Source organism: Stenotrophomonas sp. GL_101 (assembly GCF_057835675.1).
The window spans coordinates 3549912-3563901 of sequence record NZ_CM174432.1 but is presented as its reverse complement, the minus strand read 5'-3'; the positions used below and the strand labels follow the sequence as shown (position 1 = coordinate 3563901).

At 67.3% G+C, this 13990-nt stretch carries 12 protein-coding genes and 1 riboswitch; of the genes, 6 read left to right on the top strand and 6 right to left on the bottom strand.

What is annotated here, in order from left to right:
- Positions 1-69: 69 nt before the first annotated feature.
- On the bottom strand, positions 70-927 hold the full coding sequence (locus AC3IR9_RS15760) for an XOO1806 family protein (RefSeq protein ID WP_489291860.1): 858 nt from the start codon (positions 925-927) through the stop codon (positions 70-72).
- Positions 928-1046: 119 nt separating this feature from the next.
- A complete protein-coding gene (gene hslO / locus AC3IR9_RS15755; RefSeq protein WP_489291859.1) occupies positions 1047-1943 on the bottom strand; it encodes an Hsp33 family molecular chaperone HslO in 897 nt (298 codons plus the stop codon).
- Positions 1944-2022: 79 nt separating this feature from the next.
- Here hslO and mtgA point away from each other — a divergent pair, with 79 nt between their 5' ends.
- The 3 genes from mtgA to AC3IR9_RS15740 are packed head-to-tail and all read left to right on the top strand — an operon-like array spanning position 2023 to position 4182.
- Entirely contained in the window at positions 2023-2772 is a 750-nt protein-coding gene (gene mtgA / locus AC3IR9_RS15750; RefSeq protein ID WP_489291858.1) for a monofunctional biosynthetic peptidoglycan transglycosylase, read from the top strand.
- Positions 2772-3791: a glycosyltransferase family 2 protein gene (locus AC3IR9_RS15745; protein WP_489291857.1), complete on the top strand. Its 1020-nt coding sequence runs from the start codon at positions 2772-2774 to the stop codon at positions 3789-3791. The genes mtgA and AC3IR9_RS15745 overlap by 1 nt, the downstream gene beginning before the upstream one ends.
- On the top strand, positions 3751-4182 hold the full coding sequence (locus AC3IR9_RS15740; protein ID WP_489291856.1) for a CBS domain-containing protein: 432 nt from the start codon (positions 3751-3753) through the stop codon (positions 4180-4182). Before AC3IR9_RS15745 ends, AC3IR9_RS15740 begins: the two co-directional genes overlap by 41 nt.
- A 28-nt stretch (positions 4183-4210) precedes the next feature.
- Here AC3IR9_RS15740 and AC3IR9_RS15735 read toward each other — a convergent pair whose 3' ends face one another.
- The 4 genes from AC3IR9_RS15735 to AC3IR9_RS15720 all read right to left on the bottom strand — a co-directional run bounded on the left by AC3IR9_RS15735 (position 4211) and on the right by AC3IR9_RS15720 (position 10282).
- Positions 4211-6196 (bottom strand): AsmA family protein, encoded by a 1986-nt coding sequence (locus AC3IR9_RS15735; RefSeq protein ID WP_489291855.1) that lies wholly within the window; start codon positions 6194-6196, stop codon positions 4211-4213.
- A 774-nt stretch (positions 6197-6970) separates the two neighbouring features.
- Positions 6971-7606, bottom strand: coding sequence for a PAQR family membrane homeostasis protein TrhA (trhA, locus tag AC3IR9_RS15730; protein ID WP_489291854.1), 636 nt, complete (start codon positions 7604-7606; stop codon positions 6971-6973).
- 93 nt (positions 7607-7699) lie between these two features.
- Positions 7700-9304 carry a peptide chain release factor 3 gene (locus AC3IR9_RS15725; protein ID WP_489291852.1) on the bottom strand — a complete coding sequence of 535 codons (1605 nt, stop codon included), beginning with the start codon at positions 9302-9304 and terminating at the stop codon, positions 7700-7702.
- A gap of 66 nt (positions 9305-9370) precedes the next feature.
- Positions 9371-10282, bottom strand: coding sequence for a M23 family metallopeptidase (locus AC3IR9_RS15720; RefSeq protein ID WP_489291850.1), 912 nt, complete (start codon positions 10280-10282; stop codon positions 9371-9373).
- Between the two features lie 140 nt (positions 10283-10422).
- A riboswitch (SAM riboswitch) is annotated at positions 10423-10542 on the top strand.
- Positions 10543-10621: 79 nt separating this feature from the next.
- On the opposite strand from AC3IR9_RS15720, the gene metX reads away from it, so the two are divergent.
- The 3 genes from metX to AC3IR9_RS15705 are packed head-to-tail and all read left to right on the top strand — an operon-like array spanning position 10622 to position 13964.
- Positions 10622-11653, top strand: a complete 1032-nt coding sequence (gene metX, locus AC3IR9_RS15715) for a homoserine O-succinyltransferase MetX (RefSeq protein WP_489291848.1) — start codon at positions 10622-10624, stop codon at positions 11651-11653.
- Positions 11650-12894, top strand: coding sequence for an O-succinylhomoserine (thiol)-lyase (locus tag AC3IR9_RS15710; protein WP_489291847.1), 1245 nt, complete (start codon positions 11650-11652; stop codon positions 12892-12894). The genes metX and AC3IR9_RS15710 overlap by 4 nt, the downstream gene beginning before the upstream one ends.
- Entirely contained in the window at positions 12891-13964 is a 1074-nt protein-coding gene (locus AC3IR9_RS15705) for a homoserine dehydrogenase family protein (RefSeq protein ID WP_489291845.1), read from the top strand. The genes AC3IR9_RS15710 and AC3IR9_RS15705 overlap by 4 nt, the downstream gene beginning before the upstream one ends.
- Positions 13965-13990 lie beyond the last annotated feature (26 nt).

The window sequence follows — 13990 nt, the reverse complement described above, 5'->3', positions numbered from 1 at the left end:
AACGAAAAAGGCGCACCTGCCGGCGCGCCTTTCAGTCATTGCCCATCGCGCCAGGCGGCGCAGACCGGGTCAGAGATCCTGTTCGTAACGGACGTAAGGCACGGTGCCTTCGTCGGTGCTCTCGTTGCGCGGGGCAAACGGGTTCTTGCCACGGGTGACCACGTTTTCAGCGCCAACGGTGAGCTGGCCGCTCCAGGGGGTGCGCCAGGTCAGGCCGACGCCGAGGCCCTCCCACTTGCCGGGCTGGCCGGGCACATCGACCACGCGGCCGATGATGTTGCCGCTGAAATTGCCGTAGCCGGCCCCAATGGTGAGGCTCTTGCTGTCCCAGCGGTCGACGATGGCCGGGGAGGCATCGGTCAGCGGTACCAGCCGGGCCCTGGCGTAGGTGCCGCCGATCGATACGAAGCCTTCGCGGCCGATGTTCTTCTGGCCGAACACGGTCAGGTCATTCTGTTCGGCACGCAGCGCCGGTGATTTGTTCGGGCCGGCCAGCCACGCCGGCAGGGTGTCGCGGCCGGTGCCGGCAGTGATGCCCAGGCGCCCGCCGGGACGATTGAATGCGGCGGTGCCGGTGACCCGGCGACTGAGCGCGGTGTCGTCGTCATCGCCCAGGCTGGCCAGCATGCAATGACTGGCCAGGCCGCTGATGCTGGTGCCGCGGCTGCTGTTGCAGAGCAGGCCCAGCGAATCACCGGAGGACAGCCCGAAGGCCGCGTCCAGTGAGCTGCGGCCAAAGTGCCAGCGGGCACCGACGGCCTGTTCGCCGGTCGGTTCCAGATACAACAGCGCTTCGACCTTGCCGCTACCCTTGTTCCACACCGGCAGCACGGTGCTGTCCTGGCGCGGCTTGGACTGCGCATGCGCGCCCGTGATCGCGGCGAGGGCGATCACAAGGGCCAGCGGTAGACGCAGAAGGGAACGCATGGGAACTCTCAGACAGCGGTGATGAGCGCAAGTTCCCGCCGAAGCGGGACATTGATCCTAGGGTGTTTATGAATTCTTAACAAGTCTTCGTTCTCCCCAGAACAAAACTCGCGCGACGATTACTGAAGTCGTTCAGGTGCCGGTGAGGAAAGCGCGGCGTCCCTGAACAGTATGGTCAGTTCCGTCAAGGGAAAGTGATACTCCTGTCCGCAGAATTCGCAACGGACTTCCACCGCCCCGGTCGGCTCGGCCGCGGCGGCGGCTTCGTCCTCGCCCAGCGACTCCAGCATCCCCTGCACCCGCTCGCGCGAGCAGGAGCAGGCAAAGCGCAGCGGACGTTCGCCGAGCAGGGCCGGTTTTTCTTCATGGAACAGACGGTGCAGCAGTTCGTTGCCGGCCACCGCCAGCAGTTCCTGCTTGCCGAGCGTCTCAAACAGCGCACTGGCGCGTGACCAGCCGTCATCGTCGCCCTCGTCGCCGGGCAGCTTCTGCAGCAACAGGCCGGCGGCACGCGTGCCATCGGCGGCCAGCAGCAGGCGCGTGGGCAGCTGTTCGGATTGGCGGAAATAGTCTTCGAAGGCTTCATCCAGGCCCGCGGCGGTCAGCTCGACCAGGCTCTGGTAGCGCTGCGGTTCGCGCGGGTCCAGGCCGGGGTTCTCGATGGTGATGGCCAGCAAGGCGTCCTCGCCCAGTGCGGTCAGCTCACGCGGCGCGTCGCCACCGCCATCGGCCAGCTGCACGATGCCACGCAAGGTACCGGCAGCAGTGCATTCGGCGAACAGCGTGCGCATCGCGGTGTTGCTGCGCAGTTGGATCGACAGGCGCCCGTCGACCTTGGTGTGGCCGGTGAACAGCGCCGAGGCCACGCTGGCCTCGCCGAGCAGTTCGGCAGCGGCGGGTGGGTAGACGGCGTGCGAAAGGATCTCCTGCCAGGTCTCATCGAGGTGCACATGCACGCCGCGGACGCCGGCATCGGGAAGCAGAAAACGGACAAGGGTGTCGGATTGGGCGGTCATCGGGTCGGTGGCTGCGCTTAAAGAGGGGCTGTTGCCGGATAATGCGCCGACAACCGTGCAAGCAAAGGATGCACCACTAATGGGGGCAGAGCGCAGCAACCTCAAGGCCGAGCCGGGCTTGGAACCACCGCGCCGGCAGCGCTGGCGCTGGAAACGCCTGTTGTGGCTGCCGGTGGTGTTCGTGGGGGTCAGCGTGCTGCAGGTGGGCGTGCTGCGCTTCGTCGACCCGCCGATCTCCACGGTGATGCTGTGGCGCTATGGCGAGGCGCTGGGCCAGGGGGAGTGGGACTACCGGCTGCACTACCACTGGCGCGACCTGGACCAGATGGCGCCAAGCCTGCCGATTTCGCTGGTGGCCGCCGAAGACCAGCGGTTTCCGCAGCACAATGGCTTCGACCTGCAGGCGATCGAGAAGGCGCGTGACCACAATGCTCGCGGCGGGCGCCTGCGCGGGGCCAGCACGATCAGCCAGCAGGTCGCCAAGAACCTGTTCCTGTGGCAGGGCCGCAGCTGGGTCCGCAAGGGCCTGGAGGTCTGGTACACGGTGCTGATCGAGGCGATGTGGCCAAAATCCAGGATCCTGGAGATGTACGCCAACATCGCCGAGTTCGGCGACGGGATCTACGGCGCGCAGGCGGCCGCCCGCCAGTACTGGGGCAAGGACGCGGCGCGGCTGGCACCGGCCGAAAGCGCGCGGCTGGCCGCGGTATTGCCGGCGCCGCGCCGCTACAACGCGGCCAGGCCGGGGCCGTACGTGCAGCGCCGGGCGGCATGGATCCAGCGCCAGGCGCGGCAGTTGGGTGGCAACGCCTACCTGGGAGAAGACTGATGACTGCCGAACGCCTGACCCTGGTCATCTCGGCACACAATGAAGCCTTGGCGCTGCCCCTGCTGCATCCGCGGCTGGGGGCGGTACTGGACGGGATGCAGGATATCGATGGGCGGGTGCTGTATGTCGATGACGGCAGCACCGATGCGACCTGGGCGGTGATGCAGGCGCTGGCCGACGCCGACCCCCGCGTGGGGCTGCTGCGGCTGTCGCGCAATTTCGGCAAGGAGGCGGCGCTGACGGCGGGCCTGGACTTCGTCGAGGACGGGGCGGTGATGATCCTCGATGCCGATGGCCAGGATCCGCCGGAGCTGATTCCCGAGTTCGTCGCGCTGTGGCGGCAGGGGTACGACAACGTGTACGGCACGCGCCGGGTACGGGATGGCGAAAGCTGGCTCAAGCGCAGCACGGCGGCGGCGTTCTACCGGGTGATCGGGCGCTTGTCCAAGACCCCGATTCCGGCCGACACGGGTGACTTCCGCCTGTTGTCGCCGCGTGCGCTGGTGGCGTTGGGGCAGCTGCGCGAACGCCATCGATTCATGAAGGGGCTGTTTGGCTGGGTGGGGTTCCGTCGCAAGGCGCTGCCCTACCACCGTCACGCGCGGATGGCGGGGGGCAGCAACTTCGGGCTGTGGAAGCTGTGGAACTTCGCGCTGGAGGGGGTGACCGGTTTTTCGACCGCGCCGCTGCGGGCGGCCACCTACCTGGGGCTGGCGACGGCAAGTTTCGCCTTCGTGTTTGCGGTGTGGGTGGTGGGCAAGGCGGCGGTGTACGGGGACCAGGTGGCGGGCTGGCCGACGATGATGGCGGTGATCCTGTTCCTGGGCGGCGTGCAGCTGATCGCGCTGGGCCTGATCGGCGAATACCTGGGCCGGCTGTACGAGGAGTCCAAGCAGCGGCCGCTGTACCTGGTTGACACGTGGCATGCGCCGTTCGTGGCAGACTCAAGCCTGCATCCCATCGGTGGAGAGCAACGAGATGACCACGGTACGGCAGCTGTTGGAAGGCAAGTCCCCTGAGGTTTTCGCGGTAACGCCAGACGCGGCGGTGATCGACGCGATCCGGCTGATGGCCGAGAAGGGCATCGGCGCGGTGTTGGTGATGGAGGGCCGGCAACTGGTCGGGATCCTCTCCGAACGTGACTACGCGCGCAAAATCGTCTTGCACGAGCGTTCCTCGCGGACCACGCGGGTCAGCGACATCATGACGGCGAAGGTAGTGACGGTGGCACCGGGCGAACAGGTCGAACACTGCCTGCAGCTGGTGACCGATTTCCGCATCCGGCATCTGCCGGTAGTCGACGCCGGCAGCGTGATCGGGGTGATCTCGATCGGCGATCTGGTGAAATCGGTGATCGACGAGCAGGCGCAGAAACTGGATCAGCTGCAGCAGTACATCGTGGCGGGCTAGGCGGCGTGTCGACCGTTGGTCGGTACGCTCACCTGGCGTAGCGACCGCCGCAATCGGTGTCCTTGCCCGGGCCGGTCTCGATGGTGGCCAGCAGCGCGGCCGGCGGAGCGATGCTGCCCAAGGTCAGCGCGATCGCGCCGCGGATGCCGAGTGCCTTGAAGTCCGGGCGGAACGAGGGGTCCTTGAACGTACCACCGATGCGCAGCGGCGAGCGCAGGGCGAGGATGCTGATGTCCTTGGGGCGCGGGCGCAGCAGCAGGTCCAGCTGTTCCTGTTTGAGGTCGACGGTACCTTCACCGATGATCAGGGTATCGGTGGTGTCGAAGGCCAGCGCGCGTGAGGTCATCACGCCGTTGTCGACACCGAAGTCACCGAAAGCGCAGCGCAACGGGATCTGCTTGTCGCCGGTGAACAGGAATTTCAGCGATTCGGCCACATCCAGTCCGGCCAGTTCCATGACCAGGTTGCCGACATGGCCGCGGCCGATGCCGACGGCGACATTGCCGTCGGAACTGCCCAGCATGGCCGCGATGGAGTTGCCGCTGCCGGTCAGGGTGACGTCGCCGCTGATGCCGCCAGAGGCCTGTTCGGCCAGCTTGGAATCGGGCATCAACCTGCCCAGCTGGACCTTGCGGATGCTGGCCTGCAGGTGGGTGGCGATGGTGTCCTTGCGGGCGTCCATGCGCACGGTGCTGCGGATGTCGCCGCCGGCGACGCCGAAGTTGAGCGGCTCCAGCCGCAGCACGCCAGCATCCAGTTTGAGGTGCGCGTCCATGTCGTCCAGCGGCAACGTGGGCGAGTTGATGCGGTGTGCTTTCCAGCGTACGTCGGCGTCCATCGCGCGCAGCTTGCCGAGGTTGTACGGGGTATCGGGAAGGACCTTGGCACGCGCGGCCAGAGTGGCGGCAAGGGCCTTCTGTTCCGGGTTGGCCGATTCGCCGGCACCGGTTGCCGGCGGGGCGCCGATGAAGCCGGCAAGGTCGTCGAAATCCAGGCGCCGGGAGACCAGGTCGGCCTTGAGGAAGGGGCGTTGCCCGCCGACGTCGATCTGCGCGGTGCCGCCGAGATCGCTGTCGCCGGCGCTGCCGGTGAAATTCTCGTAGCGCCAGGTAGCGTTGTCGCGCTTGAGCCGGCCCTTCAGCCGATACGGCGGGGTGGAGGGCATGGCCACGCCGATCAGCGGGAAGAGATCTTCCATGTCCTGGCCGCTGAGCATCAATTCAAGGTTGAACACCCGCAGCGCGAAGGGATTGGTCAGGGTGCCGCTGGCGATGGCGTGGGTGTTGCCGGCACGCCCGTCCAGGTGGATGCGGAAGGGATGATCGCTGTTGGTGAGTTCCAGGGGCGACTCGGTGTTGCCGTCCAGCGTGAACGGGTTGCCTTTCCAGCGGCCCTTGCCCGTGACCAGCAGCGGCGGGGCACTGTCGTCGGTGCGCGGCTTGCCGCTGTTGAGCGTTACCCGGACGTCGGTGCGGCCGGCGGCGTCGAGGAACTGCAGGCGGCCATCGTCGATGAGCAGGCGCTGCAGCTGCGGTGGGTTGCCGGTGGACGGGCCAAGGAAGTCCCAGTTGCCGGGGGTATCTTTGCCGGGGCCGGTTTCCAGCAGGAGGTCGGGGCGGGTGAGGCGCACTTCGGGGAGGTGGACCTGGCCATGCAGGAGTGGCCAGACGCGGACGGCGATTTCGGCGCGGTCGGCGCTGGCCATCTGCGGGGTGGTGGCCCAGTCGGCGTTGGCGAAGGTGAGACGGTCTGCCCGCACGGTGGTGGTGCGGCCCAGGTCGACATCAAGGTCGCCGTTGATATGGAATTGGCGGCCGGTCTTTGCCTGCACGGCGCGTTCGACGGGGCCTTTGAACCAGTTCCAGTCCCACAGCGCGATGAGCAGCAGGATGGCGGCGAACACGAACACCAGGATCGCAAGCCAGCGCTGTCCGCGCTTGCCGGGACGAGGCCACTGCCAGCGGCGCGGGGCAGGGGAGGAAGTCGGGGAATCGACGGTATTCACGTACTCCATCCTTGCCTGTACATCGTGCAGGCTGCGCGAAGCATTGGTAAGGATGGTGTCAGGGTGGGGGTGTTTTTCTTTTTCTAGAAGCTTTGGATCAAGATCAAGATCAAGATCAAGGCAACCGCAACCGCAACCGCAACCGCAACCGCAACGGCTCTTTAGGCTGCGGGTGCGCTGGTTGGCGCGGCGCGGGTGGGTTCCCGGGACACGCTGCAAGTCCCCCTCCGGGGCCCGGCCACGCCGCATGGCGGCGCGGCGTTCAGTCGTGCGCGAGGCAGTGCCTCGCAAGCGCACGCCTTCACCCATGTAAGCTCGTGAGCGCCATCCATGGCGCCCAACGGTCCCGTGAACCCACCCGCGCCACGCCCCGACAGATTCCCGGTGCGCCAGCAAAATGCAGCGTAGAGCCGAGCCATGCGTGGCTGATGCTGATCTTGTGCCGGGATTCGGGATTCGGAAGTTGGGTGTTGGGTATCGGGCGAGGCGCGCTTTGGTCCTTGGCTCTCGCTTGGTGCCGACCTCCGGTCGGCATCCTCCTTCCCAAAAAACGGCCGAGGCCTGCTCTACCGACTTGCCGCGCTACCGCTTTTAGCCTGAGCGCCGCAGATTTGTCAGGGGTCGGTGTGGGTGGGTAGGCGGGACCGTTGGGCCGCATGGATGCGGACCACGAGCCCCCAAGGATGGGTTTACGGCGTGTCCCGCCTACCCACCCACACCGACCCAGTCAGCCACATCCCGGCATCCGGCCGTTGATGTTGAACTTGACGTTGACGTCAGCCGTTAAAGAATCTGCGCTGTTACCGCGACGAAATGGCAGACGCTGCCGCCGATCACGAACAGGTGCCAGATCGCGTGCGAGTACGGGATCGATTCGCGGTGGTAAAAGTAGGTGCCCAGCGTGTAGGACAGCCCGCCGGCCAGCAGCCAGCCCAGCGTCCAGCCGTCGATGGAGGCCCACATGGGCTTGATCGCCACCATCACCATCCAGCCCATCGCGATGTAGATGATCGTCGACAGCAGCTTGAAACGGCCGGTGAAGAACAACTTGAAGATCACCCCCGCCAACGCCAGCGCCCAGATCGCGGTGAACATGCCCCAGCCCCACGGGCCGCCGCGCAGACCGATCAGCGTGAACGGCGTATAGGTGCCGGCGATCAGCACGTAGATCGCGCAGTGGTCGAACACTTTCAGCCGGCCCTTGGCGACCGGGTGCTGGATCGCGTGGTACAGCGTCGAGGCGGTGTACAGCAGCAACAAGGCCACGCCGAACACGATCGCACTGGCCAGTTGCCAGGCGTCGCCGTAGATCGCGGCGAGGGTGATCAGGACCGCGCTGGCTGCCAATGCAGCGACCGCGCCGAGACCGTGAGTCAGGGCGCTGGCGATTTCTTCTCGTACGGAAGCGACAGTAGTCATGGGCGATGAGGGGACGCGGGGAGGGGGAGCCCGCTCCCCCCTATCATCGCCGCGATGGCGCACGCATGCACGCGTGCCTGTTCAGCCGGTGGCTCAGGACACCGAAATGCTGTGTGCCGCTTCGCGCGTGGCGGCAAAGCGCACGTCCGGTGCACGCTCCTGCGCCAACTGCAGGTTGACCCGGGTGGGTGCCAGGTACACCAGGTGGCCCGCCGCATCGATGCTGAGATTGCCCGCGTTCTTTTCGCGGAACTCCTCCATCTTCTTCTCATTGCTGCAGCTTACCCAGCGCGCCGTGGTCACGCTGACCGGCTCGAACGTGGCTTCCACGCCGTACTCGTCCTTCAGCCGGTAGGCGGCCACGTCGAACTGCAGCACACCCACCGCCCCCAGGATCAGGTCGTTGCTCATCAGCGGGCGGAAGAACTGCGTGGCGCCTTCCTCGGACAGCTGGGCCAGGCCCTTCTGCAGCTGCTTGAGCTTGAGCGGATCACGCAGGCGCGCGCGGCGGAACAGTTCCGGGGCGAAGTTCGGGATCCCGGTGAAGCTCACCGCCTCGCCTTCGGTGAACGTGTCACCGATGGAAATCGTGCCGTGGTTGTGGATGCCGATCACATCGCCCGGCCAGGCCTCGGCGGCGATCTCGCGGTCGCTGGCCATGAAGGTCAGCGCGTTGGCCAGCTTCATCTCCTTGCCGGTACGCACGTGGAAGGTCTTCATGCCCGCGGCGAAACGGCCCGAACACACCCGCATGAACGCCACGCGGTCGCGGTGCTGCGGGTCCATGTTGGCCTGGATCTTGAACACGAAGCCGGTCAGCTTGTTTTCCTGCGGCGCGATCACCCGCCCCGTCGTGGCCCGTGCCTGCGGCGACGGCGCGTGTTCGATGAAGAAGTCCAGCAGCGGCTGCACGCCGAAGTTGTTCACGCCCGAGCCGAAGAATACCGGGGTCTGCTTGCCGGCCAGGTAGGCCTCCACATCGAACCGATGGCTGGCGCCCTGCACCAGTTCCAGTTCGTCGCGCAGGTCGGCCAGCATGCGCTCGCCGATCTTCTCGGCCAGTCCCGGCGCATTGATCGACGGGAAGATGGTCGAATCCTGGCGGGTGAAGTTGCGCCCCTGCTCGTACAGGTGCACTTCGCCGCTGATCAGGTGGACCACGCCCTTCAGGCGCTGGCCCATGCCGATCGGCCAGGTCACCGGGGCGCACTGGATGCCGAGCACGCTTTCCACCTCGTCCAGCAGGTCGATCGGCTCCTTGCCTTCGCGGTCGAGCTTGTTGATGAAGGTCATGATCGGGGTGTCGCGCAGGCGGCACACTTCCATCAGCTTGATGGTGCGCTCTTCCACGCCCTTGGCCACGTCGATCACCATCAGCGCCGAGTCCACCGCGGTCAGCACGCGGTAGGTGTCCTCGCCGAAGTCGGCGTGGCCGGGGGTGTCGAGCAGGTTGACGATCTTGCCTTCGTAGGGGAACTGCATCACCGAGGAGGTGACCGAGATGCCGCGTTCCTTTTCCAGCGCCATCCAGTCGGAGGTGGCGTGGCGGGCCGCCTTGCGGCCCTTGACCGAGCCGGCCATCTGGATCGCACCACCGAACAGCAACAGCTTTTCGGTCAGCGTGGTCTTGCCGGCGTCAGGATGGGAAATGATGGCGAAGGTACGGCGGCGCGCAGCTTCGGTAGCGACTTCGGACATGGCAGGACGCGCCCGCCCGGGGCGCTTTTCGAAAGAGATGAGCCGTCCAGTATAGCGGGCGACGGCTCAGGGCGTGGCTGCCGTGCCCTGAGCGCTGCCCTCGCGGGCAAAGTGCAGCTGGCCCTGCGGGGTGACGATCCGGACCGGGATCGAGCGCAACTGCATGCCGGCATTGGCCTGCACCACGAAGTGCAGGTGCGGGGCGGTGCTGAAGCCGGTGTTGCCTGACAGGCCGATACGCTGGCCGGCCTCCACCCGCTGGCCGCGGCGGACCTGCACGCCGTTGCCCTGCAGATGTGCATAGACCGCCATGCTGCCGTCGTCGTGCAGGATCCGGATAAAGTTGGCGCGGTCGCGGTCGCGGTCGCGCAGCGGGTCGTGGCCATTGCCCTGGAAACGCTGCTGGAACTGCATCACCCGGCCGGCGCGGGCGGCGACGACGGGGGTACCTTCGGGCAGGGTGAAGTCGATCGCGTCGCGGTTTTCGGCGTCGGTGTGGCTGAAATGCCCCTGTGGTGCCTGGCTGACGTGCACCTGGCCACCATCGAACGGCAGCTGGTAGGCCACGTCCTGCGGGCGCGCGTCCGGATCACCGGGCACCGCATCCAGCAATACATCCAGGCGCGGGGTATCGGCCGGCAGCTGCAACCGGGTCACCACCACGCTGGCCGCGCCCGACAGCACGGTCTGCAGCGGCAGTCCCGGCACTGCAACCGCGCCGGGGGGCTGGCGCAGCGTGATCTGCACCGGCCCGGCCAGGTGGTTGTCCACCCGTGCCTGCCAGCGGTGGTCGACCCCCTCCAGGTGGATCGAGGCGATGCCCGCGGCGCTGTCGTCCTCGGCCAGGCCGCCCTGCCGGGCCGGGGCTTCCTGTGGCACCAGGCCCCAGCCGGCGCGCCACGCCGCCGTGCTGGCGGGCGGGCCGGCAGAAACCGCCAGCGGGGGCAGCAGCAGGGTCAACAGCAGCAGACGGCGCATGGCAGGCATCCGGTGACGATGGCGACGACTGTACGCAAGCGGGTCGGTTCAGGAAAGCAAACCCACCTGATGAGAAAAAACTATATCGCTTCATCCCGATGAAAGGATTGACATGCGCCGAAAGGGCTGGCATCGTGGCTCCACCATCGAGACCGGCAGAGGGACAGGCCCTTTGAAGCCGGGGCAGCCCGCAGGCGCGCAAGCGACCTGCGTAGGTGCCAAATCCTGCGGAGACCGTGGCGTCTTCCGAAAGATGGTTCGAACCGTGCACCGTGCGTGCACTTCGAACGCGAGCTCCGCGAAAGCTCGATGGCCGTTTTCCTACTTCTGGATACCGCCATGGGTTTCGCCACCGCCACTGCTGTTGCCATCGACTCCTTTGCACCGATCAGCGTCCCCGTCGACGCCGGGCTGACCGCCGTGCGCGGCGAAATCGCCGCGGTGCTGTCGATGCGCCACAACGGCCCGCGGCCAGTGCGGTTGCGCTACGAACTGGTTGGGCGTGGCGATGCGCCGGTGGTGGTGTTGGCCGGCGGCATTTCCGCGCACCGGCACGTGGCGTCCAGTGCTGAGTTCAGCGAAAAGGGCTGGGCCGAAGGGCTGGTCGCCCCCGGACGCACGTTGGATCCGGCCGCACTGCGGATACTGGCGTTCGATTTCATCGGCGCCGACGGCGCGCTCGACCTGCCCATCGACACCGCCGACCAGGCCGACGCGCTGGCGCTGCTGCTCGATCACCTCGGTATCGCCCAGCTGCAGAGCTTTGTCGGCTATTCCTACGGCGCACTGGTGGGCCAGCAGTTCGCCATCCGCCATCGCCCGCGCCTGCGCACGCTGGTGGCGGTGAGCGGTGCGCATCGCCCGCATCCCTATGCCGCCGCCTGGCGCGCACTGCAGCGCCGCGCCGTTGCGCTGGGCCAGTTGCAGTGCGCTGAAAGCCACGGTTTGTCGCTGGCCCGCCAGTTCGCGATGCTCAGCTACCGCACCCCGGAGGAGTTCGGCGAGCGCTTCGATGCCGCCCCGGAAGTGGTCAATGGCCGCGTGCGTGTAGCTGCAGAGGATTATCTCGATGCCGCCGGTGCGCAGTACGTGGCGCGCACGCCGGTGGATGCCTACCTGCGCCTGTCTGAATCGATCGACCTGCATCGCGTCGACCCGGCCGCCATCGAGGTGCCGACCGTGGTGGTCGCCGTCGAGGGTGACCGCCTGGTGCCGCTGGCCGATTGCGTTGCTCTGGTCGAAGGACTGGGCCCACGCGGCAGCCTGCGCGTGCTGCGCTCGCCCTATGGGCACGACGCTTTCCTGAAAGAAACCGATCGCATCGACGCGATCCTCGCCAACGCCATCCGTATCCCGGGAGAAACCGCATGAGCCTGTCCGCTGGAAATCCGCCGTCCTGTAGTCGCGTCACCGCCGCCGTGCGCGCCGGTATCGACCGCGACACCGCCCACGGCGCGGTGACTCCCCCGATCGTGCTGTCGTCGAATTTCAGCTTCGATGGCTTCGGCAACAAGCGCCAGTACGACTACACGCGCAGCGGCAACCCGACCCGCGACCTGCTCGGGGAGGCATTGGCCGAACTGGAAGGCGGCGCAGGCGGTGTGATCACCTCCACCGGCATGGGCGCGATCAACCTGGTGCTCAATGCGCTGCTGCAGCCTGGCGATACGCTGGTGGTACCGCATGACGCCTACGGCGGCAGCTGGCGCCTGTTCAATGCGCTGGCAAAAAAAGGCCATTTCGGCCTGATCACCGCCGACCTGACCGACCCGCGTTCGCTGGCCGATGCCCTGGCCCGGTCGCCGACCCTAGTGTTGATCGAAACCCCGTCCAATCCGCTCCTGCGCATCACCGACCTGCGCTTTGTCATCGACGCCGCGCACAAGGCCGGGGCCAAGGTGGTGGTGGACAACACCTTCCTGTCGCCAGCACTGCAGCAGCCGATCCGTTTCGGTGCCGACGTGGTGCTGCATTCGACCACCAAGTACATCAACGGCCACAGCGACGTGGTGGGTGGCGCGGTGATTGCCCGCGATGCGGCCGTGCATGAGCAACTGGCGTGGTGGGCCAACGCGCTGGGCCTGACCGGCTCGCCGTTCGATGCCTTCCTGACCCTGCGCGGTCTGCGCACGCTGGGCGCGCGGCTGCGCGCGCACCAGGAAAACACCGCCGAGGTGGTCAACCTGCTGGTGGCCAGCGATGCGGTCGCCAACGTCTATTACCCCGGTCTGGCCGACCATCCGGGCCACGCCATCGCCGCGCGCCAGCAGGACGGTTTCGGCGCGATGCTGTCCTTTGAACTGGCCTCCTGCCCGGGCGATGACCCGCATGCGGCGGTGCGCGCGTTCGTTGACGGCCTGCGTTGCTTCACTCTGGCCGAGTCGCTGGGCGGGGTGGAAAGCCTGGTCGCGCATCCGGCGACCATGACCCATGCCGCCATGACACCCGAAGCGCGCGCGCATGCCGGAATCAGCGAAGGGCTGCTGCGCTTGTCGGTGGGCATCGAATCGCCGGAAGACCTGGTGGCCGACCTGCAGGACGGGCTGGCGCGGGCGCAGGCGGTGATCGATCGGCAGGCCGACGCGGCGCGGCGCAAACAGGTGGATGCATGAACGCGGTAGTGAAACCGGTGGCTGCCCTGTCGGCGCAGCGCAAACTGGCGTTGCTTGGCACCGGAACGGTCGGTACGGCCTTCGTGCAGCGTTACCAGACCCTGCAGGCACGCGGCGTGCAGCTGCCGGTTTTTTCGTGGCTGGCCAATTCGCGCACGGCGCGTGCCTGTGTGCTGGCGCCCGAACAGGAACTGCAGCACGCCAACCGCGCCCAGCGTGGTGCGCCGGCCCTGCAGCCGTGGGCGGAGGCAGAGGGCCTGCAGCGCGGTGATGTGGTTGTCGACGCCACCGCCAGCGATGACGTGGCCAACTGGCATGAACAATGGCTGGCGCGTGGCGTGCACGTGGTGACGGCGAACAAGCTGGGGCGCGGTGCGCAGCTGGCACGGGCACAGGCCATCATCGACAGTCACCGGGACGGCGATGCGCAGTATGGTGACAGCGCCACCGTCGGCGCCGGCCTGCCGCTGTTGAGCAGTCTGCGTGCGCTGGTCGCCGGTGGCGACCGCATCCATCGTGTCGAAGGCGTGCTGTCGGGCTCGTTGGCCTGGCTGTTCCACCACTACGATGGCCAGCGCGCGTTTTCCGACTGGGTGCGCGAGGCCGCCGCCGCCGGCTATACCGAGCCGGACCCGCGCGTGGACCTGTCCGGTGAGGACGTGCGCCGCAAGCTGCTGATCCTGGCCCGCGCCAGCGGCATCGCGCTGCGCGCCGAGCAGGTCGACGTGGCCTCGCTGGTGCCTGGCGCATTGGCTGCGCTTCCCGCCGACGCGGCGCTCGCGCAGCTGTCGCTACTGGATGCGCCGCTGCTGCGGCACTGGCAGCGGGCGCGCGAACAGAGCGGCTGCCTGCGCTTCGTCGGTGGGTTCGACCACGCGGGTGCTTCGGTGGGGCTGCGGGTGTTGCCCGTGGGCCATCCGCTGGCCGGCGGCGCACAGACCGACAATCGCGTGGCGATCCACAGCGACCGTTACCCGAGCCAGCCGCTGCTGATCCAGGGGCCGGGCGCCGGTGCAGAGGTCACGGCGGCGGCGTTGCTCGACGACGTGCTGGCCATCGCCCGCCGGTAGAGCCGACCGTTGGTCGGCTGCGCGCG